The sequence below is a fragment of the Ramlibacter humi genome (genome assembly GCF_004681975.1).
GTDB classification, from domain to species: domain Bacteria; phylum Pseudomonadota; class Gammaproteobacteria; order Burkholderiales; family Burkholderiaceae_C; genus Ramlibacter; species Ramlibacter humi.
In genome coordinates, this window is record NZ_SMLK01000007.1 from 120,368 (window position 1) to 146,556 (window position 26,189).

The window sequence follows — 26,189 nt, forward strand, 5'->3', positions numbered from 1 at the left end:
GGGCAGGAAAGAACACGAATGTCACTGTACTTGATCGGGGATGTGCAGGGCTGCGACAGCGCGCTGGGGCGCCTGCTGCAGGCGGTGGACTTCTCTCCCAGCCGCGACCACGCGTACCTGCTGGGGGACCTGGTGAACCGCGGTCCCGAGTCGGCGCAGGTGCTGCGGCGGCTGATGGGGATGGCGGGTTCGGTGAGCTGCCTGCTGGGCAACCACGACCTGAGCCTGCTGGCGGTGGCGGAAGGCCTGCGCGCGCCGCACCGCAACGACACCATGGACTCCATCCTGCTAGCCCCCGACCGCGAGGCGATGCTGGCGTGGGTGCGGGCGCAGGCCATGGCGATCCAGGCGCATGGGCTGCTGATGGTGCACGGCGGCGTGCTGCCGCAGTGGGACGCGGCCGACGTGATGCGGCTGGCCGGCGAGGTGGAAGCGGTGCTGCGCGGGCCCGGCCTGCGCGACTTCCTCTCGCAGATGTACGGCAACGAACCGGCGCGCTGGGACGAGTCGCTCACGGGGGCCACGCGGCTGCGCGTGATCGTGAATGCGCTGACCCGGCTGCGCTTCTGCACGGCGGAAGGCGAGATGCGGCTGAAGGCGGGCGGCGGGCTGGCGGACGCGCCCGCGGGGACTTGCGCGTGGTTCGACGTCCCCGGGCGCCGCAGCGCCGGCACGGCGATCGCCTTCGGCCACTGGTCGCAGCTGGGGCTGATGCTGCGCGACGACGTGCTGTCGCTGGATTCAGGCTGCGTGTGGGGCGGCTGCCTCAGCGCGGTGCGCTGGGACCCGGCGGCGAAGACGCGCGAGGTGATCCAGGTGAAGTGCGAACAGGCGCAGGTGCCGGGCGGGGATTGACCCGCGCCTCACTGCGGGGTCTTGAACAGCGCCGCGACCTTGCGCTTGGTCTTGATGTTCGAGGACACCCGGCTCACGGGTTCCTTCTTCGCGGTCTCCCAGGCGGGAGCGGCGCCCTCGGCAGGCGCTTCGTAAGGCTGCTCGAAGAACGGGTCCTTCGGCGCGGCCGGGGCGGCGGCATAAGCCTCGCGGCGTGGAGGACGTTCACTGCGTTCCCGCTCGCGCGAGCGTTCCATCACGTCGCGGTCGTCGCCGAGTTCGCCGCGGTCGCGCCAGGTGCGGCGGCCGTCGTTGATGCGGCCGCGCGGGCGGTCTTCCTCGAACTCGATCGGCTCGATCTCCAGCTTCTTCTTCAGCAGCTTCTCGAGGTCGGCCACCAGCCGGCCGTCGCCGGGCGACACCAGCGTGATGGCCAGGCCCGAAGCACCCGCCCGGCCGGTGCGGCCGATGCGGTGAACGTAGTCCTCGGGGTTGAACGGCACGTCGAAGTTGAAGACCGCCGGCACGTCCTTGATGTCCAGGCCGCGCGCGGCGACGTCGGTGGCCACCAGCAGGTCGACCTCGCCGGCCTTGAACGCGGCCAGCGCCTTCAGGCGCTCGTCCTGGCTCTTGTCGCCGTGCATGGCCACGGCCTTCAGGCCGTCGCGCTCCAGCGAGCGCGCCAGCCGGGCGCAGCCCAGCTTGCTGTTGACGAACACGAAGGCCTGCGAGATGCCGCGCTGGCGCACCAGCTGCCGCACCGCGCGGCGCTTGTCGTCGTCGCCCACGCTGAAGAAATGCTGTTCCACCGTGGACGCGGTGGCGTTGGGCCGCGACACCTCGATGGTGGTGGGGTCGTGCAGGTAGCTGTTGGCCAGCCGCTTGATCTCGGGCGAGAACGTGGCGGAGAACAGCAGCGTGGTGCGCTGCTTGGGCAGGTACGACAGGATGCGCTGCAGGTCCGGCAGGAAGCCGATGTCCAGCATGCGGTCGGCTTCGTCCAGCACCACGTACTCGACCTGGTTGAGGACGGCGTTCTTGGCCTCGATGTGGTCCAGCAGGCGGCCCGGCGTGGCCACGAGGACCTCGACGCCTTTCTTCAGTTCGGCCGTCTGCGGCTTCATGTCCATGCCGCCGAACACCACCGTGCTGCGCAGGTTGGTGTGCTTGGCGTACAGCTTGACCTGCTGCGCCACCTGGTCGGCCAACTCGCGCGTGGGCAGCAGCACCAGCGCGCGCACCGGGTGCCGCGCGGGCGAGGTGGACGAGTTCTCGTGCTTCAGCAGCCGCTGCAGCAGCGGCAGCGAGAAGGCGGCAGTCTTGCCGGTGCCCGTCTGGGCGGCGCCCATGACGTCGCGGCCGGTCAGCACCACGGGGATGGCCTGCGCCTGGATGGGCGTCATCTGCTCGTAGCCCATCTCGGCCACGGCACGCTTCAGGGGCTCGGCCAGCCCCAGGCTCGAAAAGGAATCACTCATGCGAACCGCGGATTGTCGCATCGCGGGGCTGGATGCGCATTTCCGGCCCGTGACAGCCCTTTTTCAGCACCCAAACGGCTGGGGCTCACTCCAGCACGGCGCGAAGCTGCCGGGTGGTGGCCGCCAGCCGGCGCGCGCCGATCTGGGCCAGGTTGTTCATGAACCGCAGCCCATCGTCCGGGTGCTCGCGCGCCCACTGCTCGAAGTCCCGGCGGCCCAGCCGCACCAGCTGGGCCGGGGCGTCTTCGGTGCCGGCACAGGCGGTGCGCGGCTGGCCGTTGAGGAAGGCCATCTCGCCGAAGGCCATGCCGCGGCCGACGGTCGCCAGCCGCATCCCGCGGGCCGGCGGCCACGCGGTGCTCATCGTGATGCGGCCGCCCTGCACCACCGACAGCTCGCTGCCGGTGTCGCCCGAGGCGAACACCTGGCTGTGCGGCTGCAGTTCGGTGCGCTGCAGCCGCGCTTCCAGCGCGTGCCGCCCAGCTTCGCTGAGCCCTTCGCCCAACTCACCCAGCACATCGGAAAGCGGCGCGGCAGCGGCGGCCTGCGGCCAGTCCTGCAGCATCGCTTCCTCGGCCCATTCCATCGCGCGGTCGAGGTCGGCGAACACCTGCATCGATTCGCCCAGCGACTGCGCGCTGGCTTCGTCCAGCCCGCAGGCGGCGGCCTCGATGCCCTGCTGGCCCAGGTCGCGGGCCAGCGCCGACAGCCGCGCCAGGGCCGTGGCATCCCAGGCCGCGACGCGGCTGGCGTCCAGGATCACGCGCGTGTGCCGCGGCTGCAGCGTCGCGCGCACCTGTTCGGACAGGTGCGCCGCGACGCCGAACGACATCACGCCCTGCAGCTCGAACACGGCCAGTGTCGGCATGCGGCCCGCCAGCCAGGCCTCGGCCGCCCCGCGCCTCAAGCGCCGCGATCGCAGCTGGCCGTCCAGGTGGGTGCGCCGCAGCGCGGTACTGGCCGAGGAATGCAGCAGCACGAAGGTGGCCACCACCAGCCCGGCAATGAGCGCGCCGACGCCGCCGGACGAGGCGAACACCAGCGCGACCATCCAGCTCTGGGCCCAGATGGCCGGCGCGGCGCGCGCATAGCCGCGCGACCACAGCGCGCGCGGCACCTGGTTGAAGCCGGCGAGCAGCAGCGCGCCGGCCAGCGCCGCCATCGGCACGCAATGCAGCCACAGGTGGCCGGTGGCGGCCACCAGCAGCATCACGATGGCGTGCACGCGGCCCACCTGCTGCGAAGGCCGGCCCTGCGCCAGCGCGATGCGCGAGCGGGAAGCGCTGGTGGAAGCCGGGATCAGCCCCACCAGCGCGCACAGCACGCCGACCAGGCTTTCGCGCCGAAGCGCCGCGTCGGGGTCGCCGCGCACGCCGTGTTCCAGCTCCAGTTCCTGGTTGAACACCACGATGTCCAGGCTGTTGACGATGGCCATCAGGATCGCCAGCGAAGCCAGCTTCAGCCCGAGGCCGTTGACCACCGCGCCCCACGGCACGCCGTCCCAGTCCGGCCACGGCACCCAGCCGAAGTTGCCGGCGGGCACCGCGGACTGCAGCGGCGCCGAGCCCGCGAAAACGGCCGCGGCGACGGCCGCCAGCGCCACGGCCGGCAGCAGTCCCGGCATCTGCGGCCAGCGCCTTTGCACCGCCACGGCGCCGACCGCCACGCCGAGGGCGAACACCGCATGCCAGGCCAGCGCGGGAAGGCCCGCCTGCCAGCCGCCCGCGCCGAAACCGTGCGCCACCTGGCCGGCCACCATCGACAGGCCCACGCCCGCCGCGAAGCCGTGCGTCACCGAGATCGGCAGGAAGCGCGCCAGCACCGCGAGGCGAAGCACGCCGAACAGCCACTGCACCGCGAACGCCAGGGCGACCGTCGCGCCGGCCACGGCCAGCACCTGCGGCGCCTGCAGCCCGAGTTCGCGGCCGAACTGCGTGGCCGTGGCCACCACGGTGGCGAACAGCAAGGCGACCACGGTGGTCGGCGCGTGCACCACGCCGGGCCGTCCCGCGAACACCGCCAGCAGCGCCCCCGGCACCGCGGCGGACCACAGCGCCAGCGCGGCCACGTTGACCTGCCCCGCCAGCGGCGCGAACGCCAGCAGCCCCAGGCCGACGGCGTGCGGCACGGTGACGGAAGCGGCGGAGAGGGCGGCGGAGGCGCGTGCTTCACGCGCGGCGGCGGGCGAAGCAGGCAGGCTGCCGAAAGTGCTGGACATCTCGAGGCGGAAGGCGGGGCCAACCCATCCTACGCCTCGTCCGTGACAGAACGGAGGCAGTCCAACGCGGACGCCCTTGCGCAGAGGACACTGAGGATTCGCAGAGTCCGCAGAGGAACTCCATCCAATTTGTCTTCTCAGCGTCCTCCGCGAATCCTCTGCGCACTCCGCGCAAGGGAGTCCGCTTTCTACGCCATCAAAGCGAAGCCGCCGAGAACGTGTCGCAGGACTTCACGCTGCCGGTCTTCCAGCCGGTGGTGAACCAGCGCTGGCGCTGGGCGCTGCTGCCGTGCGTGAAGCTTTCGGGGACGACGGCGCGGCCGGCGCTGCGCTGCAGGGTGTCGTCGCCGATGTGCGAAGCGGCGTTCATCGCCGCCTCGATGTCGCCCGGGTCCAGCCACTGCTTGGACTGCTGCGACCAATGCGCCCACACGCCGGCGAAGCAGTCGGCCTGCAGCTCCAGTCGCACGCTCATGGCGTTGGCCTGCTGCTGGCTGCTGCGCGCGCGCAGCTGGTCGACGCGATCGGTGATGCCCAGCAGGTGCTGCACGTGGTGCCCCACCTCGTGCGCCACCACGTACGCCTGCGCGAACTCGCCGGGCGAACCCAGCTGGCCGGCCAGCGTGCGGTAGAAGTCCAGGTCGATGTACACCTTGGAATCGGCCGGGCAGTAGAAAGGGCCCATCGCCGACTGGCCCGCGCCGCAGGCGGTGCGGATGGTGCCGGTGTAAAGGGCCAGCTTCGGGTCCTGGTAGGTCGCGCCGCCTCGCGCGAACACGTTCTTCCACACGTCCTCGGTGTCCGCCAGCACGGTGGAGACGAACTTCGCGGTGCGGTCCTGCGCCGGCGGCTGGTGCGGGGCCTGCTGTTGCTGGTGCACCGGCGCGGGCCCGCCGCTCAGCAGCGACAGGATGGTGAGCGGGTTGATGCCGAAGATGGCGCCGCCGACCAGCGCGACGACGATGGCGCCGATGGACAGCCCGCCGGCGCCGAAGCCGCCGAAACCACCTCCGCCGCCACCGCCGCCGCGGTAGTCCTCCACGTTGTCCGATTCGCGTTCGCCTTCCCAGCGCATGGCACTCACCCCTGCATTACAGTGACCGGATGCTAAGCCCAACCAGCGCGGTGGCTGTCGGTCCGCGCCGCATCCTGCTCACCGGCTTCGACCCGTTCGGCGGCCAGCCGGTCAACCCCAGCTGGCTCGCCGTGGAGGCTCTTCAGGGGCACGAGCTCGACGGCCACGTGGTCGTCGCGGCCCAGCTGCCCACGCGCTTCGACGATTCCGCCAAGGTGCTCGCCCAGCTGCTGGGCCGCCACGAGCCCGACCTGGTGCTGTGCACCGGCCAGGCGGGCGGGCGCGCCGCCATCTCGCTGGAGCGCGTGGCCATCAACGTCAACGACGCCCGCATCCCCGACAACGCCGGCGCGCAGCCGGTGGACACGCCCGTGGTGCCCGGCGGTCCCGCCGCGTACTTCACCGGCCTGCCCATCAAGGCCATGCTGGCCGCCCTGCTGGCCGAAGGCATCCGCGCGGACGTCTCGCAGACCGCCGGCACCTTCGTTTGCAACCATGTGTTCTACGCGCTGATGCACCTGCTGGCGACCGAAGGCCGCTTCCGCCACATCCGCGGCGGCCTGGTGCACGTGCCCTGGCTGCCGCAGCAGGGGCAGCCCTCGATGACACTGGAACAGGTGTCGCGCGGGCTGGAGGTGGCGCTGCTCTGCGCATTGCGCACGCATCGCGACGTCAAGCTGCAGGCGGGAGCCATCAGCTGAATGCGGACACCCTTGCGCAGAGGTCGCGGAGGTTTCGCAGAGATCGCAGAGGAGAACCTTGAAGTCATTTTCATTTTCTTCTCCGCGATCTCTGCGAAACCTCTGCGCGCTCTGCGTAAGGGTGCCCGCTTTCGCGCCCCGGTTTTCCCACCTGAGCGAAAATCACGGCTGTGATGAACGCCGACCTCCACTGTCACTCGGTCGTCTCCGACGGCACGCTCACGCCGGAGGAACTGGCCGAGCGCGCCGCGGGCAACGGGGTGGAGCTGTGGGCGCTGACCGACCACGACGAGATCGGCGGCCAGCACCGTGCCGCCGCCGCGGCGCGCGCCAACGGCATGAAATACCTCACCGGCACCGAGATTTCGGTCACTTTCGCCGGTGAGACGGTGCACATCGTCGGCCTGGGCTTCGACGCCGGCGACACGCGCATGCTCGAAGGCCTGACGGCCACGCGCGGCGGGCGTGAGGCGCGGGCGCGGGAAATGGCCGCGCAGCTGGCGCAGGTCGGCATCCCGGGTGCCTACGAAGGCGCGCTGAAGTACGTGGGCAACCCCGAGCTGATCTCGCGCACGCACTTCGCGCGCTTCCTGGTGGAAGTGGGCGCGTGCAAGGACACGCCCGAGGTGTTCCGCAAGTACCTCACCGAAGGCAAGCCCGGTTACGTGCCGCACCGCTGGGCGTCGCTGAAGGACGCGGTGCAGTGGATCACGCTGGGCGGCGGCATCGCCGTCATCGCGCACCCCGCGCGCTACAAGTTCACCGCCAACGAGGAGTACGCGCTCTTCTCCGAGTTCAAGGCCCATGGCGGGCGCGGGGTGGAAGTGGTCACCGGCAGCCACACCGCGGCCGAAGCCACGCGCTACGCCGGGACGGCGAAGGAATTCGGCCTGGCCGCCTCGCGCGGCAGCGACTTCCACAGCCCGGACGAAAGCCACACCGACCTCGGCAAGCTGCCGCCGCTGCCCGAGGGCCTGACGCCCGTGTGGGAGCTGCTGGCGGACCGCATCCGGTGACCGCCGCGCCGCCGCGGCCGCACGACGCCCGCCGCGAACTCGCCGGCATCGCGCTGGTGCTGGGCGCCGGCGCCTGCTTCTCCACGCTGGACACCACCACCAAGGCCGTCAGCGCGGCCGTTCCGCTGCTGATGGCGCTGTGGTTCCGCTACGCGTTCCAGGCCGTCGCCACCACGGCCATCGTGCTGCCCTGGCGCGGCGTGGCCGTGCTGCGCACCCGCCATCTCGCCTTCCAGCTGCTGCGCGGCCTGCTGCTGCTCACCACCAGCCTGCTGGCCTTCCTCAGCCTGCGCTACATGCCCGTCGGCGAGTTCACGGCCATCGTGATGATGGCGCCGCTGGCCGTGACGCTGCTCGCGGCCACGGTGCTGAAGGAACACGTCTCGCCCATGCGCTGGACCCTGGTGGCCGGCGGCTTCGCGGGCACCATGGTCATCATCCGCCCGGGTGGCGAGACTTTCACCTGGGCCATGCTGCTGCCGCTGGGGCTGGTGGCCAGCAACGCCTGGTTCCAGGTGCTCACCAGCCGCATGGCGCGCACCGAAGACCCGGTGACCATGCACCTGTACACGGGCTGGGTGGGCACCGCGCTCGCATCGCTGGCCGTGCCTTTCGTCTGGACGCCGGACTTCAGCCCATGGTGGTGGGCCGCGATGGGCCTGATGGGCGCCGCGGCCACCGTCGGCCACTTCCTGCTGATCCTGGCCTACCGCAACGCGCCAGCCGCCACGCTCACGCCCTACCTTTACGCGCAGATCGCCTTCGCCATGATCGGCGGCTGGCTGGTGTTCGAGCACGTGCCCGACGGCTGGTCGCTGATGGGCATGGTGCTGATCGCCATGTGCGGCGCGGGCGGCGCGTGGCTGACCGTGCAGGAGGCACGCGCCGTGCCCCGTGCCGCCGAGGTGAACTGACATGGCCCAGTATTTCGAACTCCACCCCGACAACCCCCAGCTGCGCCTGCTGAAGCAGGCCGTGGCCCTGCTGCAGCAAGGCGGGCTGCTGGCCGTGCCCACCGACTCCAGCTACGCCCTCGCCTGCCACCTGGACGACAAGGCCGCGGTGGACCACCTGCGCCAGGTGCGCGGCGTGGACGAGCGGCACCACCTCACCCTGCTTTGCCGCGACCTGAGCGAGCTGTCGAACTACGCGCGCGTCGACAACCGCCAGTACCGCCTGCTCAAGGGCGCCACGCCCGGGCCGTACACCTTCATCCTGGAAGCCACGCGCGAAGTGCCGCGCCGCGTCAGCCACCCTTCGCGCAAGACCATCGGCCTGCGCGTGCCCGACCACCACGTGCTGCAGCAGTTGCTGGAACTGCACGGCGAGCCGCTGCTGGCCACCACGCTGATCCCGCCGCACGAGACCGAGCCCACCAACGACGCGCAGGAAATCCGCCAGCGCTGGCAGCACCAGCTGGCGGGCGTCATCGACGCCGGCCCCTGCCCGCACGAGCCCACGACGGTGGTCGACCTCACGCCGATGGGCACCGGCGGCGACGCGGAGATCGTCCGGCTGGGACGGGGTGAGCCTGCCAAGCTGGGACTCTAGGAATACGGGGTCCGCAACGCAGAGAGCGCAGAGATCCGCAGAAATCGCGGAGAAGGACTGCATCAACCATTGATTTCTCTGCGTCCTCGGCGCATCTCTGCGTTCTCTGCGCTGCGGACCCCGCATTCACGGGTCTGAGACAATCCCGAAGCTCATGGAAAACCTGATCCAGACGGTCCTCATCTACGCGCTGCCGGTCCTCTTCGCCATCACCATCCACGAAGCGGCCCACGGCTACGTCGCGCGGTACCTGGGCGACAACACGGCCTACATGCTGGGCCGGGTGACGCTCAACCCGATCAAGCACATCGATCCGATCGGCACCATCGTCATGCCGTTGCTGCTGTACTTCGCCACCAACGGCGCCTTCCTCTTCGGGTACGCCAAGCCCGTGCCGGTGAACTTCGGCCGGCTGCGCAAACCCAAGCGGGACATGGTGTGGGTGGCGCTGGCCGGACCGGCTTCCAACTTCATCCAGGCTTTCCTGTGGGCCGTGGCGTTCACCGTGCTGGTGGGCAGCGGCGTGCAGGAGCGCTTCTTCCTCGAGATGGCCAAGGCCGGCATCCTGGTCAACCTGGTGATGTGGGCCTTCAACCTGTTCCCGCTGCCGCCGCTGGACGGCGGGCGCGTGCTCACGGGCCTGCTGCCACCGCGCGCGGCCTGGACGTTCAGCCGCATCGAGCCTTACGGCTTCTTCATCGTCATGGGCCTGGTCATCGCCGGCATCGTGGGCAACCTGTGGCTGCGTCCGCTCATCGGCTTCGGCTACCAGGTGCTGGACCTGCTGCTCACGCCGCTCACGGCGCTGCTTTCCTGATCGAACCAAACCTCCCGCCAATGAACGCGCCCGTCGTCCGCTACCTCACCGGCATCACCACCAGCGGCACGCCGCACCTGGGCAACTACGTCGGCGCCATCCGGCCCGCCGTGCAGGCCAGCCGCCGTCCCGGCACGCGGAACTTCTACTTCCTGGCCGACTACCACGCGCTGATCAAGATCGACGAGCCCGCGCGCGTGCAGCGCAGCACGCTGGAGATCGCCGCCTGCTGGCTGGCCGCGGGCCTGGACCCGGAGCACGTGTTCTTCTACCGGCAGTCGGACATCCCCGAGATCCCCGAGCTCACCTGGCTGCTCACGTGCGTGACGGGCAAGGGCCTGCTCAATCGCGCCCACGCGTACAAGGCGCAGGTGGACAAGAACGCCGCCGCCGGCGTGGACCAGGACAACGACGTCACCGCGGGCCTGTTCATGTACCCGGTGCTGATGGCCGCCGACATCGTGCTGTTCAACGCGCACAAGGTGCCGGTGGGCCGCGACCAGGTGCAGCACCTGGAGATGGCGCGCGACATGGCGTCCAGCTTCAACCACCTGTACGGCGAGCACTTCACGCTGCCCGAGGCCGAAGTCGACGAGTCGGTGGCCACCCTGCCCGGCCTGGACGGCCGCAAGATGAGCAAGAGCTACGACAACACCATCGCGCTGTTCGGCCCGCGCGAGCAGGTGCGCAAGCAGATCTTCTCCATCGTCACCGACTCGCGCGCGCCCGGCGAGCCCAAGGACACCGAAGGCTCCGCGCTGTTCCAGATCTACCAGGCCTTCGCCGACGAAGCCGAGACCGCCGCGCTGCGCAAGGCGTACGCCGAAGGCATCTCGTGGGCCGACGCCAAGCAGGTGCTGTTCGACCGCATCGACCGCGAGATCGGCCCGATGCGCGAGCGCTACGAGTCGCTGGTGAACAACCCGCAGGAGCTGGAGAAGATCCTGCGCCGCGGCGCCGACAAGGCGCGCGGCATCGCCACGCCCTTCATCGCGAAGCTGCGGCACGCGGTGGGGCTGCGCAACCTCGCCGACCAGCCGCAGGCCGCGGGCAAGGCGAAGGCGAAGGCCGCGCTGCCCTCGTTCAAGCAGTACCGCGAAGCCGACGGCAAGCACTACTTCAAGTTCGTCGACGCCGACGGCGCGCTGCTGCTGCAAAGCCGCGGCTTCGACTCGCCGCAGGACGCGGGCAAGGCGGTTGCCCGGCTGAAGCAGGAAGGCTGGGCGGCCGCGGCCGGCACGGCCGAGCTGGCGTCCGGCGCTACCGAATCGCAGGCCGCCGCGGCTCTCACGAAGCTGACGGCAGCCTAGGCGGGCCCGGCAATGCCGGTATCCTCGAGTTCCCGATGAAACCCAATCCGAACCCCGCGACCCTTTACGTGATCGACGACCACCCGCTCATGCGCGAAGCGGTGGTGATGCTGCTGCGGCGCCTGCGCCCCGGCGCCCACGTCATCGAGCTGGACCGCATCGGCGGCATGGAGTCCGCCGTCAAGCAGCACGGCTTTCCCGACCTGGTCTGCCTGGACCTGAAGCTGCCGGACACCACCGGCACGTCCGGCGTGCACGAGATGAAGAACCGCTTCCCCGAAGCGCCGCTGGCCGTGCTGTCCGCATCGCCCGCGGCCGACGCCGAGGAAGCGTGCATCGAGGCCGGCGCCGACATCTACATCGAGAAGTCCTCGGGCGCCCAGGAGATCGGCAACGCGCTGCGCGCGCTGCTGAACACCGACGGCAGCTTCGAGGAGCTCGCGCCCACGGACAACAAGCTGTCCAAGCGCCAGAAGCAGCTGATCGTGATGCTGGACCGCGGCCTGTCCAACCGCGAGATCGCCGACGAGCTGGGCATCAGCGAGCACACGGTGAAGGTGCACCTGTGGCGCCTGTTCCGCCGGCTGGGCGTGAAGAGCCGGACGCAGACGATCCACTACGCCCGCACTCACGGGTTGCTGAGTAACTGAACCCGCGCGAAGGCGTGGATTCCCGCCTTCGCGGGAATGACGGGTTCCCTGGCCGCCCCGCGATCTTTCTGGCGTCATCCCCGCGCAGGCGGGGATCCATGGCTTTCCAAAGCGGGCCGCGAAAGCGGACGCCATGGATTGCCGCCTTCGCGGGAATGACGCGATGCGGGGTCGACCGGCTCCGCCGCCACCGCATCCACCCTCGCCGGCTGATTGGCCCGCAAGTCGATCGCCGCCGCCGCGCGTGAAGCGGCCAGGTTCGCGTCCGTGGGATTCACGTGCAGGCGGAACACCGACCCACGCCCGGGCCGCGACGACAGGTGCAGCGGGTGGCCCAGGATGTGCGACAGGCGCGCCACGATGTACAGGCCCAGGCCGAAGCCGTCTTCCGTGCCCGAGTGGCCGGGCACCTTGAAGAACTCGCGGAAGATCTCGCGCTGGTGCGCCGGCGCGATGCCCACGCCGGTGTCCCAGATCTCGATGCGCGGCCCGCGCCGCGTCATGCGCGCGGCCACCAGCACGCCGCCCTTGCGCGTGTACTTCACCGCGTTGGAGATCAGGTTGCCCACGATGCGCTGCAGCAGGATGGGATCGGACACCACGGTGCCCGGCACCGCGTGCACGCGCAGCTGCAGGCCCTTGGCTTCGGCCAAAGGCCGGTACTGCAGTTCCAGGTCGTGCAGCAGCTTGTCCAGCCGCAGTTCCTCGATGTTCAGCTTGATCTTGCCGGAGTCCAGCCGCACCAGGTCGAACAACGAGTCGAACAGCGCGTTCACCGCCTTGGTCGATTCCACGATCTTGGGCGCGATGTCGTGCACCAGTTCCGGTTCGCTGCCCAGCCAGTCCGCGTAAAGCCCCAGCGCATGCACCGGCTGGCGGATGTCGTGCGCCGCGCTGGCGAGGAAGCGGTTCTTGATCTCCACCGCGTCCAGCGCGGCCTGCGTCTGGCGCGTCAGCGAGTCGATGAGCTGGTTGTTGCGGTACTGCAGCTCGAAGTTGCGGCGGTGCGTGGTGTGCAGGCGCAGCCCGGCCTGCCGCAGCACCTGCCAGAACACCACCAGCAGCAGCACCATCCACCATTCGTAAGCCACGGGCGGCAATGGATCGAGGATGCGCCACAGCATCACGGCCACCGACGTGACGGCCAGGGCATCCAGGTACCGCCGCATCGTCGGCAGGTGGCTAGACAGCGTGTTGATCGAGAACATCGCCAGTCCGGCCAGCACCAGCCAGCAGACGAACTGGTCGGCCAGCGGCGCGCGCAGGAAGAAGAGCGCCGTGGTCAGGCCCCACAGCGCGGCGGACGCGGGCCATGCCAGGCCCCACTCGCGCAGGAAGGCGAGCTGGCTCTCCGGACCGGCATGGATCACATTCCGCTCGTAGCGCCGCACCACCCACAGCCGCAGCCCGGCGGCCGCCACCGTCGCCGCGGCCCAGAGCAGCAGCGCCGCGCGCGACGCGTCGTTCCACAGCACCGCGAGGAAGATGGGGATCAGCGCCAGCCCGAGCGGCTGGGTGGTGCGCTGGGTGCGCATCAGGCTGCGCACCAGCTCGCCGTCCACCCACTGCGACTCGGCGGGCGTGGCGTTGGGCGGCGTGGTGTCGGGTTTCACCGCGCCATTGTCGCGCCCTGAGGACCCCGCTCCTAGCGGCGGCGCCGCTCCGCCGGCTCGATCTTCAGCAGCTGCCGGTACTTGGTGACCGTGCGCCGCGCCACTTTCAGGCCCTGCACCGACAGCTGCCGGGCGAGGTCCACGTCCGACATGGGGCGCGCGTTGTCCTCGGCCGCGATCATTTCCTGGATCAGGCCGCGGATCGCCGTCGGCGAACACTCGCCGCCGCTGGCCGTCGCGAGCCCGCGCGAGAAGAAGTACTTCAGCTCGAACACGCCGACCGGCGTGGCCATGAACTTGTTGTTGGTGACGCGCGAGACGGTGGACTCGTGCACGCCCACCTCCTGCGCGATCTCGCGCAGCGCCAGCGGCTTCATCGCCATCGCGCCGTAGGCCAGGAAGCGGTGCTGCCGCTTGAGGATGGCCTGCGCCACCGAGAGGATGGTGGAAAAGCGCTGCTCCACGTTGCGCACGGTCCAGCGCGCTTCCTGCAGGTGGGCGCCCAGCTCCGCGTGCTCGGCGCCGCGGTGGCGGCGGAACATCTCGGCGTAGCTGCGGTTCAGGCGCACCCTGGGCACCACCGCCTCGTTCAGCATCGCGGTCCACTGCCCGCGCACTTTCTTCACGATGACGTCGGGCGTCACGTACTGGATGGAAGGCGAGCCGAAGCGCCAGCCGGGCCGCGGGTCCAGCCGGCGGATCGCGGCGCAGGCGGCTTCCGCCTCCTCGGGCGTGATGCCCAGCCGGCGCGCCACCGCCTGGCCGTCATGGCTGGCCAGGCACTGCACGCAGTCGCGCAGGATGCGCGCGGCCAGCGCGCGCTTGTGCTCGCAAGGGATGGAGGACAGCTGCAGCCGCAGGCACTCCACCACGTCGCGCGCGCCGACCCCGGCCGGCTCCAGCGCCTGCACGTGGCGCAGCGCGATCAGCCATTCGTCGGGCTCGGCGGGCGGGTCCAGCGCGAGCAGCGGCACCAGCTCGCGCAGCGGCGTGCGCAGGTAGCCGTCCTCGTCCAGCGATTCCGCCACCGTGGCGGCCAGCACCGCGTCGCGGTGCGTCAGCGGCAGCAGCTGCAGCTGGCCCACCAGGTGCTCGGCCAGCGTGGGCTGCGCGGTCAGCGTGTCGAACACCCCGTCGCTGTCGGCCACGCGCGCGCGGGCCAGGGGCTCGGCCCCCCAGCCCTGCGCTTCGGCCAGCGGCGCTTCCGCCGCGCCGTCGGCTTCGGCCACCGGCAGGTCCGCCGGCGGGGTGCTTTCGTCGGTTTCGAGGAACGGGTTGGTGTCGAGCGCGTCGCGCACGGTCTGCGAAAAATCGAGCGACGACATCTGCAACAACCGCACCGCCCGCTGCAATCGCGGCGAGAGGGTGGGCTGCAGCGCCGTTCCAAGCTGCAGGCTCAGGCTTTGCATGGGACTTCCTTGAACGTGTTGCCGCGGGCCGGACGCAAGGCCTGTGCCGCCGCAACCCAACCGTGGCAAAGCGCCACGGCCGCATGCCGCGGACACCTGCGGCCTTCTCCTGCGCGGCGCTGGGTTAGGCCGCACACGCAAGGCCTGTCGCTCCTGCTGCAAATGTTGCGCGGCAGTCGGTAAATTGATGGGCAGCCCTGTCGGTCTTGCCGCAGGTTGCGCGCGGCGACAAATAAAACGCGGAGCAGGCGCAAGTAGCGCTAGGCTGTCAGCTTGTCCGGAAGGAAGCGATGAACGAGACCAGCACGTTCGAGAGCGTGGAACAGGGCGACCTGGACGGCCGCTGCCGCCGGCTCGAACTGGCGCTGCGCGACCGCGACGAGCTGCTCGCCCGCCTGGACCACGACCTGCGCAATCGCCTGGGCACCCTCAGCGTCGCGGCCGACGTGCTGGAAGCCATGCCGCCCGGCAGCGCCGCGGCGGGCGAGGCGCGCGAAGTCATCGCGCGGCAGGCGCGCATCCTCACGGCCCGCCTGAACGAGTGGCTGCCGCAGCTCGACCGTGAGCGCCTGCGAGCGCGGCCGTAGCGGATGGCGCCGATCTTTACACCACGGTTGACCCGCGCTGGCGAATAATCAGCTGGGCATTTCACGGGCAACCGCCGCAAGGACCACAGGGAGTTCGATGGGCCATGCACTGATCGTCGAGGACGACGCCGACGCCGCGCGCATGATGGCGCAGCTGGTGGCCAACGAGGGCTTCTCGGCGGCCACGGCGCAGTCTTTGGGCGAAGCGCGCAAGCAGATGGCAATGCAGCCTCCCGACGTGGTGCTGCTGGACCTGCGCCTGCCCGATGGCAACGGCATGGCCTTGCTGGACGAGACCGACCTCATCGGCAATTCGGAAGTGGTGCTCATGACCGGGCACGCGAGCCTGGAGACGTCCATCCAGGCGCTTCGCTACGGCGCCGCCGACTACCTCATCAAGCCGGTCAGCGCGCGGCAGCTGCACAGCATCCTCTCGCGGGTGATGAAGCCTTCGGTGCTGAAGGACGAAGTGCGCTCGCTGCAGGAGGAGCTGCAGCGCAACGGCCGCTTCGGCCACCTGGTGGGCACCTCCGCGCCCATGGCGCAGGTGTACGAGCAGATCGCGCGCGTGGCGGGCACCTCGGTCACCGTGTTCGTCACGGGCGAGAGCGGCACCGGCAAGGAACTGGTCGCGCGCACCGTGCACGACCTGAGCCGGCGGCGCGCCAAGCCTTTCCTGGCCGTCAACTGCGGCGCCATCTCGCCCAACCTGATCGAAAGCGAGATCTTCGGCCACGAGAAGGGCAGCTTCACCGGCGCCGAGCGGCAGCACCAGGGCTTCTTCGAGCGCGCGCACGGCGGCACGCTGTTCCTGGACGAGATCACCGAGATGCCCATGGAGCTGCAGGTCAAGCTGCTGCGCGTCCTGGAAACGGGCACCTTCATGCGCGTCGGTTCCACCACGCCGCAGGAGACGGACGTGCGCGTCATCGCGGCATCCAACCGCGATCCCGCGCAGGCGGCCGCGCAAGGCAAGCTGCGCGAGGACCTGCTCTACCGCCTGAACGTGTTTCCGCTCGACCTGCCGCCGCTGCGCGAGCGGCTGGAAGACCTGCCGCTGCTGGTGCGGTACTTTCTGCAGGAGATTGGCAAGCGCGAGGGCGTCATCAAGCGCGCCACGCCCGAGGCGATGGCCCGGCTGGCCTTGCACCGCTGGCCCGGCAACGTGCGCGAGCTGCGCAACGTGCTGCAGCGCGCCTACGTGATGGCCACCGGCCCCGAGATCACCGAGCAGTGGCTGCCGCGCGAGCCGGCTGCCGCGTGCGCCGACACACCGGGCACGCCGGCCGTTGCGCCGGCCGCGGCCGGGGAGCCCGGCGCGCCCGTCATCCAGGTCATCCTGGGGTCGCCCCTGGCCGACATCGAGAAGCAGGTGATCCTGGCCACGCTCAACCACTACGGCCACCACAAGGAGCGCACCGCCGCCGCGCTGGGCGTCAGCCTCAAGACGCTCTACAACCGCCTGAAGGAATACGGCGTCTGAGCGCCGGCGCGGGTGCAATGCCCGCGCGCCCGATGCGGCCGGGCACGCCCGTTGCCAAGCATGAGTCCTGATCCCACTCAGCACCGAAAGGAAGGACTTATGGCAACCCAGGACACCTCTCCCCAGCGCCAGGACGGCACCGCCGGTGCCGGCAGCAAGCGCAGCCTGCGCGGCTTCGCCGCCATGGACCCGCAACGCCAGCGCGAGATCGCCAGCCTTGGCGGGCGCGCCGCCCACCAGAGCGGCCACGCGCACGAATTCACCACCGAGGAAGCGCGCGCGGCCGGCAAGAAGCGGCACGCGATGCGCAGCGCGAACGGCGCGGCGCGCTGAAGCTGTCGGCGGGCGCCTGCCCGCGTAGGAGCGCGCGGCGCGCGGACGGCACCGCGCGCTGACAGGAAGCCGCGCGGGGCGTGGCGAGCATGCCGGAAGCAAGACACCGCTTCCGCCATGCAGACCTCACCCGCCGCCGCCCTGCCCTCGCTGCACGAAGCCAGCCGCGCCCTGTGGCTGGCCACGCTGTCGCTGATGGCCGCCTTCATGCAGACGCAGGCGCCGGCGCACCGCTGCCTGATGGCGCGCCGCATCGCGCGCAACTTCGACACGCTGGGCGAGCAGGAATGCTTCTCGCAGGACTGCCGGCAGCGGTTCGCCCGGCTGGGCACGCGCTGGCATCGGCGCGCCGACTCCCTGCAAGGCCGCGGACCCGGGACGTTTTTCGCGCGCGTGCAGCGAACGCTCGGCTTGCGCTGAGTGCGCCGCCCACGGCCGGGCCTGTACGCACGTGCCTACGCCGCGCAAAGCCGCGTGCCGACAAACGCTGCTCACTCGCGCCGCCACACTCGGCCGACCTATGGCTGCGTCCCCCAAGCCGACTGATTCGAAGGGCATGGCGCCCACGTCCACCCGCGCCTTGTGGAAAGGCGCGATCACCTTCGGGCTGGTGCACATCCCCATCGGCCTGTACTCGGCCACCGCCACCGGCGGCGTCGACTTCGACTGGCTGGACAAGCGCACCATGGACCCGGTGGGCTACAAGCGCGTCAACAAGAAGACCGGCAAGGAAGTCGACAAGGACGACATCGTCAAGGGCGTGAAGGTGGAAGGCGGCGACTACGTCGTGCTGTCACCCGAGGAAATCCAGGAAGCCTACCCGCGCACCACGCAGACCATCGAGATCGAAGCCTTCGTCGACGCCGACGAGGTGCCCTTCGTCTACCTGGAGCGGCCCTACTACGTCGCGCCGGTGAACAAGGGCGACAAGGTCTACGCGCTGCTGCGCGAGGCGCTGAAGGACACCGGCAAGGTGGGCATCGCCAAGGTGGTGATCCAGACCAGGCAGCACCTGGCCGTGGTCATCCCCTGCGGGCCGGCGCTGGTGCTGAACCTGCTGCGCTGGGGCGGCGAGATCCGCTCGTGGGAAGACCTGAAGCTGCCGCCGGCCACGGCCAAGGCCGCCGGCGTGAAGGACGCCGAGATGAAGATGGCCAGGCAGCTGATCGACGGCATGTCGGCCCACTGGAGCGCCGACGACTTCCGCGACTCGTTCAAGGACGAGATCATGAAGCTGGTGCACGAGCGCGCGAAGTCCGGCGAGACCGAGCACGTCGAGGCGGTGGAGAAGGCGCCCGAAGGCGGCGCCGATGTGATCGACCTGACCGAGCTGCTCAAGCGCAGCCTGCGCGGCGGCGGCAATGCCGCGGAAGCGCCCGCGGCGAAGAAGGCCGCCGCGCACAAGACCGCCGCGAAAAGCACCGCTCGCAAGAGCGCCCCCGGCAAGACCGCGGCCAAAGGCCGCACCCGCAAAGCCGCCTGAGATGACGCTGCCGCTGTACCACGCGCTCTGGATCGCCACGGCGCTGGCGGTGATCGCCATCGCCAGCGGCTTCATCACGCGCTGGCTGAAGCTGCGCGAGTTCCGCCGCGCGCAAGCCGAGGAGGCCTTGGACGCGCTGGCAGGCTATTCCGAATGGCTGGCCGCGCAGCGCCGCGGCACGGCGTTCGGCGGCGACCGCTCGCCGCTGGCGCAGGTGCGGCGCTGCCAGCAGGCGGCCTTTCCCGAGTTCGCGCCCGCGATGGCCGCCCTGCTGGCGCTGCACGCGCGGTTGCTGGACTTCCTGTGGCGCCAGCAGCTGCTGCGCACGCGCGACCCGGAAGCCTGGCTGGAATCGGACCACGACGCCCAGTTCATGCTGCTGTGGAGCGAGCACCGCGAAGCCGTGCACGCGCTGGCCGAACGCCTGCGCCAGCGCGCGGGCGAGCCGCTGATGGACGCGGAGCCGGAATCGGTTTACCCCGTCTGAAAGCAAAAGCCCCGCAGTGCGGGGCTCTCACGTTCGCGGCGGGCGGGTCAGCGCCCGGGCGGGACATCAGGCGCTGGGGCTTTCCGAGGTGGAAGAGCCGGCACGCTGCTCGGCGGCGCGGCGGGTGCGCACTTCCACGCTGCGGCGGGCGGCCGCGCGGGCCTCCTCGCGGGAGAACTGGTGGGCACGGCCGGCAGCGTGAGCGGTGCGGCCGCCGAGGGCCGCTACCTGTTTCATCTTCTCTGCGTCGAGCAGGGCGAAACCGCGCTTGCGGGGGGTGGTGTCCGAGGGCGTCGTCATCTGGTGGGCTCCTGGTTGAGAAGATGCCCATCCTTGGGCAAGCTCAGCCGGCTCTGTGTAGGACAGCGCCTCGCATGTCCGTCGGCAGCCGCCCAGAACAGGTCGGACAGGGCCGTACCACCGGCAGCGTTAAATCCTTCGTGTGCATCGGCTCAGGGTTTCCCGCCCGCCAGGCCGTGAGCAAGCGCACGTAACAGGCCTGGGCGCCGACGCCGCGCAAGGGGTGCACCGCCCAGAATGGACCGCATGCAAGCCAAGGCACTCGATGCGGCGCAACTGAAGGACCTGAAGGCCCGCCTGGACCGCCGCGAACAGGAACTGGAGGAAGCGATCCGCGCCTCGCGCGACGCCGTGACCGAGCCTGCCTCGGACGGCGGTACCGACGTGCGCGATCCGGTGGAGGACGGCGACGCCCGCATGATGGCCAGCCTGGACCTGGCGCAGCTGCGGCGGCGCGAGGACGAACTGCTGGAGGTGCGCCGCGCGCGCGACCGCATGCACCAGGGCGAATACGGCTGGTGCGAGCAGTGCGGCGAGCCGATCGGCTTCCAGCGCCTGCAGGCCCGGCCCGAAGCGCGCTTCTGCCTGCGCGACGAGGAAGCCTGGGAGAAGGCGCACCCGAACGGCGCGCCGGCGCAGGTTTAGCCCGCGGGCTTGACGCGGCGGCCCGCCGCGTCGACCACCAGTTCACCGTCTTCCTTGCGGAACTCGCCCTTCTGCGGGTCCGGCAGGATGTCCAGCACCGCCTCCGACGAAGGCCGGCACAGGCGAACGCCCAGCGGCGTGCGCACGAACGGCCGGTTGATCAGGATGGGATGCGCCAGCATGAAATCCAGCAGTTGGCCGTCGGTCCACTTCGGGTCGTCCAGGCCCAGTTCGTCGTAGGGCGTGCCCTTGCGGCGCAGGGCGTCGCGCACCGTCAGCCCGGCATCGGCGATCAGCGCCGAGAGTTCATCGCGCGACGGCGGCGTCTTCAGGTACTCGACGACACGCGGCTCGGCGCCGCTGTTGCGGATGAGGCCCAGCGTGTTGCGCGACGTGCCGCACGCGGGGTTGTGGAAGATGGTGATGTCGGCCATGGTGGCCGCGCATCATGCCGGATCGCCGGCCGCCATCGACAGTGACAGCGAATAGGCCCCGCGCTGCACGCCGGCGGGCAACGCGTTGAGCAATACCGTCTCGGCGGTCTGCAGCGCGTCGCGGTCGTGGCCCGCAATGACGACCGCCGCGGCGGCGGCGCCGTCCGCCAGCCCGCGGATCTTCTGCTCGGTGGTGGGCGCCAGCGCCGGCGGCTGGTGCTTGAGCACGTGCACGCCGGCCAGGCCGGGCTTTTGCGCCAGGCCGCGCAGCTGCCCGGACAGCGCCGCCAGCACGTCGTCCTGCGCCTGCGCAAGACGGAAGGTCAGCACGTGCCGGGCCGCGATACCGCCTGCGCTTCCCAGCACGCGGCACTGCGTGCGCACCATGTTGCGGTGGTGCGGCATCAGCTTCTTCGACCACGGCGTCGGCGCGTTCAGCCGCGCCGCGTACGCGGGCGAGCCCAGCACGTCGTGCGAGGCCAGTTCGTACAGGATGAAGAAGCCTTCGCCGCCATCGGCTTGCGCGAACCGCGAGGCGCGCAGGAAGCCGGGGATGCCCAGCCTCTCCGGGAAATGCTCGTGCGTGTGCCAGTGCTCGAACTCTTCGCGCCATTCGGGCGCGATGTCCCACCACATCGCCAGCGCCGCGGTGCCCAGCAACGCCATCGTCAGTACCTCACGCGCGCCACGGACCGCAGCGTTTGCGCATCGGTGGTGGGGAAGCCGAAGAATTCCAGGTACGCCGGAATCATTTCGAACAGCATGTCGGTGCCCACCTGCACGCGACAGCCGCGCGCCTGCGCCGCCGCGAGGAGGGGTGTGGTCTCCGTCTTCATCACGACCTCGCCGACGAAGGTGCGCGCTTCCAGCCGCGAGGCGTCCATCGGCAGCGGATCGCCGGGTTCCATGCCGAGCGGGCTGGCGTTGACGGCGAGGTCGCGGCCGGCGGGGTCGCGGTCGCCCGTCGTCACGCGAAGCGCGGGGTAGTGCTCGCGCAGCCGAGCCGCCAATCGGTCCATCGCGGCAGCATCGACGTCGAACAGTGCCAGGGAGCCCACTCCCGCAGCGGCCAGCGAAGCCGCGATGGCGCTGCCCACGCCGCCGCAACCCACGACCAGCGCCTGCGCGCCTTCGACGCGGAAGTCCTTGCCGCGCAGCCCGCGCACGAAACCTTCGCCGTCGAACATGTCGCCGGCCAGGCGGCCCGACGCGCCGCGCCTGACCGCATTGCACGCGCCCGCGACCTTCACCGTCGGCGTCACTTCGTCCAGCAGCGGCACGACACTGACCTTGAGCGGCATGGTGATGAGGGCGCCGCGAACGTTGTCCAGCGCGAACACGCTGCGCAGCACCTGCGGGAAATCTTCCGCCCGGCAATCCATCGGCACCACCACCGCGTTGACCCCCACCGACTCGAAGTACGGGTTGTAGATCATCGGCGCCTTGAACGAGTGCGTCGGGTGCCCCAGGTGGGCGATCAGCTGCGTGAGACCGTCGATGTGCATCAGCCGTAGAACCATCTCGCCGGCACGGTGACCAGCTGCGGGAAGAACACCATCAGGAACATCACGGCGAACTGCGCCACCATGAACGGCCAAACGCCCTTGGTGACCGCGTCCATGCTCACCTTGCCGACACCGGCCACCGTGCTGAGCACCGTGCCCACCGGCGGGGTGATCAGTCCGATGGCGTTGTTGATGATGAACAGCACGCCGAAGTAGACCGGGTCGATGCCGGCCGCCTTCACCAGCGGCATGAACACGGGCGTGAGGATCAGGATGGTGGGCGTCATGTCCATCGCCGTGCCCACCAGCATCGTCACGACCATGATCATGAACATCAGCAGGACGGGCCGGTCCAGCAGCGGATGGAGCATCGCCACCAGTTCCGCCGGCAGGCTGGCCACGGTGATCATCCAGGCCGAGACCATTGCCGCCGCGACCAGGAACATGATGACTGCCGTGGTCTGCGCCGCCGACAGGAACAGGCCGTACAGCTGGTTCAGCTTCAGCTCGCGATAGATGGCCGTCGACACGAACAGCGCGTAAACCGCGGCGACCACGGCCGCTTCGGTGGGCGTGAACACGCCCAGCTTCAGCCCCACCACCACGATGACCGGCATGCCCAGCGCGAACGTGGCTTCGCGCAGCGACTTCAGGACTTCGGCCGCCGGGGCGCGCGGCGACGCCCGGATGTCTTCCTTGCGCACCAGCCACCACCAGGTGACCCACAGCGCGGCGCCCAGCATCAGGCCGGGCACGATGCCGGCCATGAACAGGCGAGAGATGGAGACGTTGGCCGCGACGCCGAACACCACGAAGCCGATGCTGGGGGGAATGATGGGCGCGATGATGCTGGCCGCCGACAGCAGGCCCGCCGCGCGCGGCGTGTCGTAGCCGGCGCGGTTCATCATGGGCAGCAGCAGCGCGGCGAGTGCCGCGGCGTCCGCCACGGCGGAACCGGACAGGGCGGCCATGATGATGGCGGCCATGATCGCCACGTAGCCCAGGCCGCCGCGCACGTGGCCCACCAGCGTCATCGCGAAGTTGACGATGCGGCGCGACAGGCCGCCCGCGTTCATGATCTCGCCGGCCAGCATGAAGAAGGGCACGGCCAGCAGCGGGAAGCTGTTCGCGCCTTCGATGGTGTTCTGCGCCAGGATCTGCGGGTCGAACATGTCCATGTGCCACATCAGCGCCGCCCCGCACACCAGCAGCGAGAACGCGATGGGCACGCCCAGCGCCATGGCGCCGAGCAGCGCGCCCAGGAAGATGGTGATCGTCATGGGCGCGCTTTCAGGGTGCCGGCCGCTTGCGTGCCGGCGTGCGGCGGGTCGTCCGACTCGCTCACCGCCACCAGCCGCGCCTCGTCGAGGCGGCCCGCGAACAGCTTCACCAGTTCGTGCACCGCGACAAGGCCGGCCAGGACCGCGAACATCAGCCCGCTCACGTAGAACCACGCCATGGACACCTCCATCACGGCGCTGGTGCTGCCGGCGTTGATGACGGTCTGCTGCCACGCGCCGCGCGCCATCAGCGCGCAGATGGCGAGCATCAGCAGGTGGGAGGCCACGAAGCAGGCCTTCTTGCCGGCCAGCGGCAGGCGCGACACCAGCGAGTCGGTGCCGAGGTGCGCGTGCGACCGCATGGCCACCACCGCGCCCAGGAACGTCATCCAGACGAACAGCCAGCGCGACAACTCCTCCGACGCCGTGATGCCGGAGTTGAAGCCGTAGCGCAGGACGACGTTGCCGAACACCATCACCACCATCAGGGCGAGGCAGGCCACCATGAGGAACGAAAAGAGCCGGTCCAGCCGGTCCAGCCAGCGATCAAGCACGCTTTGCCTCCTCGGTCGTATCTCGTTTTCAGGCGCGCGCGAGCGCGGCCACCCCCCGCAGCCCGAGCAGGTACGACTGCGGCCCCAGCCCCTGGATCGTGCCGCGGACCGCTGGCGAGATGATCGAGTGGGTGCGCCACGCCTCGCGCGTCGCGAGGTTGGACATGTGCACCTCCAGCACCGGGAAAGGCATCGCCTTGATCGCGTCGTGCAGCGGCACGCCGTGCTGCGTCAGCCCCGCGGGGTTGACCAGCGCGCCTTGCGCCGAGTCGATGTGCTGGTGCAGGAAATCCACCAGCGCGCCCTCGTGGTTGGACTGCACGGTGGCCAGCTCGACGTCCAGCTCGCGCGCCAGGGCGGCGAGCATGGCGTCGATCTGCGCCAGCGTGGTGCTGCCGTAGATGTGCGGTTCGCGGCGCCCGAACAGGTTCAGGTTCGGGCCGTGGAGAACGAGGATCTTCAATGGCATCGCCGGCCGTCAGAGCTTGGAGACGCGGTCGAGCTCGGACCTGAAGAGATTGACGATGGCCGGGTCGTAGGCCGCCGAGAACTTGTCGTACACCGGCTTCACCGCGGCGCGCATCTTCGCCAGTTCCGCGGGCGGCACTTCGTTGTAGACCATGCCCTTGGCCTGCAGCTCGCCCAGCGCCTTGCTGGACACCTCGCGGCTGACCGTGCGCTGCCAGTTCTGCGCCTCGATCGCGGCTTCCTGCAGGATCTTCTGCTCCACCGGCGACAGCCGGTCCCAGAACTTCTTGCTGATCTGCACCGGGTTGGTCGCGTAGACGTGGTTGGTGCCGCTCACGTACTTCTGCACTTCGTAGAACTTGCTCGATGCGATGACCGCGAACGGGTTCTCCTCGCCGTCCACCGCCTTGCTCTCGAGGGCGCCATAGAGCTCGGCGAACGGCATCGGCAGCGGGTTCGCGTGGAAGGTCTTGAACGTCTCCAGGAACACCGGGTTCGGGATCACGCGCAGCTTCAGGCCTTCGAGGTCGGAGCCCTTGGTGATCGGCCGCTTGCTGTTGGTCACGTTGCGGAAGCCCAGGTCGAAGAAGCCCAGCACGACCACGCCCTTCTCGGGCAGCCTGGCGGCGAGGGCCTTGCCCAGGGGACCGTCGACCATCGCATCGGCCTGGCGGGCGTTGGCGAACAGGAACGGGAAATCCAGCAGGCCGAATTCCTTCACGATGCCGTTCAGCGACGTCGTGGAGGCGACCAGCATCTCCTGCACCCCGCCCTGCAGCGCCGACTGCTGCTGCAGTTCGTTGCCCAGCTGGGACGACGGGAATTCCTGCACCTTGATCTTGCCGCCGGTTTTCGCGGCCACGATCTCGGCGAACTTCCGCACGCCCAGGCTGGTGGGGTGGTCCGGGTTGTTGAGGTGCCCGAACTTGATCGTGCGCTCCTGGATGTCCTGGGCGCCGGCGCCGGTCGCGGCCACCAGGAAAGCGAAGGCCGCAAGCCCGCGGCGGGTGATCGGTTTCAAGCTTGTCTCCTGATTCGATGGAAAGTGCGGCAGGATAGGCACATCACCAGAACATCGTTCCAGACTGGAAACCTGTTTCACATGACAAACTCGACCGCCGTCACGACGGGCACCGTCGACCGCGCCCTGCGCATCCTGGAGACGCTGGCCGCGCAGCCCGAGGGGTTGCCGCTGGTGGCCGTCGCCGACGAACTGGCGCTGCCGCGCAGCGCCGCGCACCGGCTGCTGAACGAACTGGTGCGCTGCGGCTACGTGCGGCAGCTGCGCGCGCAGGGCGACTACGCGCTCACCACCAAGCTGCCCGCGATCGGGCTGGCCTTTCTCGGCTCCGCGGGCATCGTGGACATCGCGCAGCCGATCATCGACCGGCTGGCGGAAACGTCCGGCGAGCTGGTTCGCCTGGCCATCGTCGACGGCGACCGCCTGACGTTCGTGGCGAAAGCGCAGGGCGCGCGCTACGGCCTGCGCTACGACCCGGACATGGGCATCGACGTGCGGCTGTCGTGCAGCGCGGGCGGGCATGCGTGGCTGATGACGTTGTCGGAGGAGCGCGCGACCGAGCTGGTCGCGCTTCAGGGGTTCGGCGCGCCCAGGGAATTCGGCCCGCAGGCGCCAACCACGTTCAAGGCGCTGACGAAGCTGCTGGAGGAAGACCGCCGGCGCGGCTTCTCGATGATCGCCGAGCAGTATTCGCCCGGCATGACCGCGATGGCGGCGCCGGTCCTGCGCCGCGGCCAGGAAGCCATCGGCGTGATCACCATCGCGGGCCCGCTCCAACGCCTGACCGTCCAGCGCATGCAGGACCTGGGCCCGGCGCTGCTGTCGGCGGCTTCGGAGCTGGCGATGGCGAGCAGTACGTCGCCTTTGTTCACGCAGCGGGCCCGCATGGCTCGCTGAAGGCGGACTCCCTTACGCAGAGTTCGCAGAGCAAGCGCGC

General features: G+C 70.0%; 29 protein-coding genes. 16 read left to right on the plus strand and 13 right to left on the minus strand.

Features of this window, described 5'->3' with window-relative positions:
• Window positions 1-18: 18 nt before the first annotated feature.
• Window positions 19-855, plus strand: a complete 837-nt coding sequence (locus tag EZ216_RS18255) for a symmetrical bis(5'-nucleosyl)-tetraphosphatase (RefSeq protein ID WP_135251222.1) — start codon at window positions 19-21, stop codon at window positions 853-855.
• A gap of 8 nt (window positions 856-863) precedes the next feature.
• Here the strand turns inward: EZ216_RS18255 and EZ216_RS18260 are convergent, their stop codons facing one another.
• The 3 genes from EZ216_RS18260 to ypfJ all read right to left on the minus strand — a co-directional run bounded on the left by EZ216_RS18260 (window position 864) and on the right by ypfJ (window position 5,605).
• Window positions 864-2,312: a DEAD/DEAH box helicase gene (locus EZ216_RS18260; RefSeq protein ID WP_135251223.1), complete on the minus strand. Its 1,449-nt coding sequence runs from the start codon at window positions 2,310-2,312 to the stop codon at window positions 864-866.
• Between the two features lie 85 nt (window positions 2,313-2,397).
• Window positions 2,398-4,530 carry an SLC26A/SulP transporter family protein gene (locus tag EZ216_RS18265; RefSeq protein WP_135251224.1) on the minus strand — a complete coding sequence of 711 codons (2,133 nt, stop codon included), beginning with the start codon at window positions 4,528-4,530 and terminating at the stop codon, window positions 2,398-2,400.
• A gap of 196 nt (window positions 4,531-4,726) precedes the next feature.
• On the minus strand, window positions 4,727-5,605 hold the full coding sequence (gene ypfJ, locus EZ216_RS18270) for a KPN_02809 family neutral zinc metallopeptidase (RefSeq protein WP_135251306.1): 879 nt from the start codon (window positions 5,603-5,605) through the stop codon (window positions 4,727-4,729).
• 29 nt (window positions 5,606-5,634) lie between these two features.
• Here ypfJ and pcp point away from each other — a divergent pair, with 29 nt between their 5' ends.
• From pcp to EZ216_RS18305, 7 genes are all read left to right on the plus strand, one after another.
• A complete protein-coding gene (gene pcp / locus EZ216_RS18275) occupies window positions 5,635-6,306 on the plus strand; it encodes a pyroglutamyl-peptidase I (RefSeq protein ID WP_135251225.1) in 672 nt (223 codons plus the stop codon).
• Between the two features lie 173 nt (window positions 6,307-6,479).
• Window positions 6,480-7,322, plus strand: a complete 843-nt coding sequence (locus EZ216_RS18280; RefSeq protein ID WP_439126743.1) for a 3',5'-nucleoside bisphosphate phosphatase — start codon at window positions 6,480-6,482, stop codon at window positions 7,320-7,322.
• Window positions 7,319-8,236 (plus strand): DMT family transporter, encoded by a 918-nt coding sequence (locus tag EZ216_RS18285; RefSeq protein WP_135251227.1) that lies wholly within the window; start codon window positions 7,319-7,321, stop codon window positions 8,234-8,236. Before EZ216_RS18280 ends, EZ216_RS18285 begins: the two co-directional genes overlap by 4 nt.
• 1 nt (window position 8,237) lies before the next feature.
• The gene (locus EZ216_RS18290; protein ID WP_135251228.1) at window positions 8,238-8,873 is read left to right on the plus strand and encodes an L-threonylcarbamoyladenylate synthase; all 636 of its coding nucleotides are present in this window, start codon (window positions 8,238-8,240) and stop codon (window positions 8,871-8,873) included.
• Window positions 8,874-9,027: 154 nt separating this feature from the next.
• Entirely contained in the window at window positions 9,028-9,690 is a 663-nt protein-coding gene (locus EZ216_RS18295) for a site-2 protease family protein (protein ID WP_135251229.1), read from the plus strand.
• A 20-nt stretch (window positions 9,691-9,710) separates the two neighbouring features.
• Window positions 9,711-11,000 carry a tryptophan--tRNA ligase gene (locus tag EZ216_RS18300; RefSeq protein ID WP_135251230.1) on the plus strand — a complete coding sequence of 430 codons (1,290 nt, stop codon included), beginning with the start codon at window positions 9,711-9,713 and terminating at the stop codon, window positions 10,998-11,000.
• 35 nt (window positions 11,001-11,035) lie between these two features.
• A complete protein-coding gene (locus EZ216_RS18305; RefSeq protein ID WP_135251231.1) occupies window positions 11,036-11,650 on the plus strand; it encodes a response regulator transcription factor in 615 nt (204 codons plus the stop codon).
• Window positions 11,651-11,724: 74 nt separating this feature from the next.
• Here EZ216_RS18305 and EZ216_RS18310 read toward each other — a convergent pair whose 3' ends face one another.
• On the minus strand, window positions 11,725-13,263 hold the full coding sequence (locus tag EZ216_RS18310; protein WP_135251232.1) for a sensor histidine kinase: 1,539 nt from the start codon (window positions 13,261-13,263) through the stop codon (window positions 11,725-11,727).
• A gap of 32 nt (window positions 13,264-13,295) precedes the next feature.
• Window positions 13,296-14,672 (minus strand): RNA polymerase factor sigma-54, encoded by a 1,377-nt coding sequence (gene rpoN, locus EZ216_RS18315; protein WP_135251233.1) that lies wholly within the window; start codon window positions 14,670-14,672, stop codon window positions 13,296-13,298.
• Between the two features lie 290 nt (window positions 14,673-14,962).
• Between rpoN and EZ216_RS18320 the strand changes: the two genes are divergently transcribed.
• From EZ216_RS18320 to EZ216_RS18345, 6 genes are all read left to right on the plus strand, one after another.
• Entirely contained in the window at window positions 14,963-15,259 is a 297-nt protein-coding gene (locus EZ216_RS18320) for a hypothetical protein (protein ID WP_135251234.1), read from the plus strand.
• Between the two features lie 97 nt (window positions 15,260-15,356).
• Window positions 15,357-16,742, plus strand: a complete 1,386-nt coding sequence (locus EZ216_RS18325; RefSeq protein ID WP_135251235.1) for a sigma-54-dependent transcriptional regulator — start codon at window positions 15,357-15,359, stop codon at window positions 16,740-16,742.
• A gap of 99 nt (window positions 16,743-16,841) precedes the next feature.
• Entirely contained in the window at window positions 16,842-17,075 is a 234-nt protein-coding gene (locus tag EZ216_RS18330; protein ID WP_135251236.1) for a KGG domain-containing protein, read from the plus strand.
• A 117-nt stretch (window positions 17,076-17,192) separates the two neighbouring features.
• Entirely contained in the window at window positions 17,193-17,495 is a 303-nt protein-coding gene (locus EZ216_RS18335) for a hypothetical protein (protein ID WP_135251237.1), read from the plus strand.
• A gap of 100 nt (window positions 17,496-17,595) precedes the next feature.
• Complete coding sequence (gene ku / locus EZ216_RS18340; protein WP_135251238.1) at window positions 17,596-18,558, plus strand: non-homologous end joining protein Ku; 963 nt, start codon at window positions 17,596-17,598, stop codon at window positions 18,556-18,558.
• Between the two features lies 1 nt (window position 18,559).
• Entirely contained in the window at window positions 18,560-19,045 is a 486-nt protein-coding gene (locus tag EZ216_RS18345; protein ID WP_135251239.1) for a hypothetical protein, read from the plus strand.
• A 66-nt stretch (window positions 19,046-19,111) separates the two neighbouring features.
• Here the strand turns inward: EZ216_RS18345 and EZ216_RS18350 are convergent, their stop codons facing one another.
• Entirely contained in the window at window positions 19,112-19,345 is a 234-nt protein-coding gene (locus EZ216_RS18350; RefSeq protein WP_135251240.1) for a stress-induced protein, read from the minus strand.
• Between the two features lie 246 nt (window positions 19,346-19,591).
• Here EZ216_RS18350 and EZ216_RS18355 point away from each other — a divergent pair, with 246 nt between their 5' ends.
• Complete coding sequence (locus EZ216_RS18355) at window positions 19,592-19,990, plus strand: TraR/DksA family transcriptional regulator (RefSeq protein WP_167772956.1); 399 nt, start codon at window positions 19,592-19,594, stop codon at window positions 19,988-19,990.
• Here EZ216_RS18355 and arsC read toward each other — a convergent pair.
• The 7 genes from arsC to EZ216_RS18390 are packed head-to-tail and all read right to left on the minus strand — an operon-like array spanning window position 19,987 to window position 25,252.
• Window positions 19,987-20,424, minus strand: coding sequence for an arsenate reductase (glutaredoxin) (gene arsC, locus EZ216_RS18360; protein WP_135251242.1), 438 nt, complete (start codon window positions 20,422-20,424; stop codon window positions 19,987-19,989). The two genes, EZ216_RS18355 and arsC, sit on opposite strands and share 4 nt — an antisense overlap.
• 12 nt (window positions 20,425-20,436) lie before the next feature.
• A complete protein-coding gene (locus EZ216_RS18365) occupies window positions 20,437-21,090 on the minus strand; it encodes a DUF4286 family protein (RefSeq protein ID WP_135251243.1) in 654 nt (217 codons plus the stop codon).
• A gap of 2 nt (window positions 21,091-21,092) precedes the next feature.
• Window positions 21,093-21,929: a shikimate dehydrogenase family protein gene (locus tag EZ216_RS18370; protein WP_135251244.1), complete on the minus strand. Its 837-nt coding sequence runs from the start codon at window positions 21,927-21,929 to the stop codon at window positions 21,093-21,095.
• The gene (locus EZ216_RS18375; protein ID WP_135251245.1) at window positions 21,929-23,209 is read right to left on the minus strand and encodes a TRAP transporter large permease subunit; all 1,281 of its coding nucleotides are present in this window, start codon (window positions 23,207-23,209) and stop codon (window positions 21,929-21,931) included. The genes EZ216_RS18370 and EZ216_RS18375 overlap by 1 nt, the downstream gene beginning before the upstream one ends.
• Window positions 23,206-23,763 carry a TRAP transporter small permease gene (locus tag EZ216_RS18380; protein ID WP_135251246.1) on the minus strand — a complete coding sequence of 186 codons (558 nt, stop codon included), beginning with the start codon at window positions 23,761-23,763 and terminating at the stop codon, window positions 23,206-23,208. The genes EZ216_RS18375 and EZ216_RS18380 overlap by 4 nt, the downstream gene beginning before the upstream one ends.
• 28 nt (window positions 23,764-23,791) lie before the next feature.
• Window positions 23,792-24,226, minus strand: a complete 435-nt coding sequence (locus EZ216_RS18385; RefSeq protein ID WP_135251247.1) for a type II 3-dehydroquinate dehydratase — start codon at window positions 24,224-24,226, stop codon at window positions 23,792-23,794.
• A gap of 15 nt (window positions 24,227-24,241) precedes the next feature.
• Window positions 24,242-25,252, minus strand: coding sequence for a TRAP transporter substrate-binding protein (locus tag EZ216_RS18390; protein ID WP_439126744.1), 1,011 nt, complete (start codon window positions 25,250-25,252; stop codon window positions 24,242-24,244).
• An 81-nt stretch (window positions 25,253-25,333) separates the two neighbouring features.
• On the opposite strand from EZ216_RS18390, the gene EZ216_RS18395 reads away from it, so the two are divergent.
• The gene (locus EZ216_RS18395) at window positions 25,334-26,149 is read left to right on the plus strand and encodes an IclR family transcriptional regulator (RefSeq protein WP_135251248.1); all 816 of its coding nucleotides are present in this window, start codon (window positions 25,334-25,336) and stop codon (window positions 26,147-26,149) included.
• Window positions 26,150-26,189 lie beyond the last annotated feature (40 nt).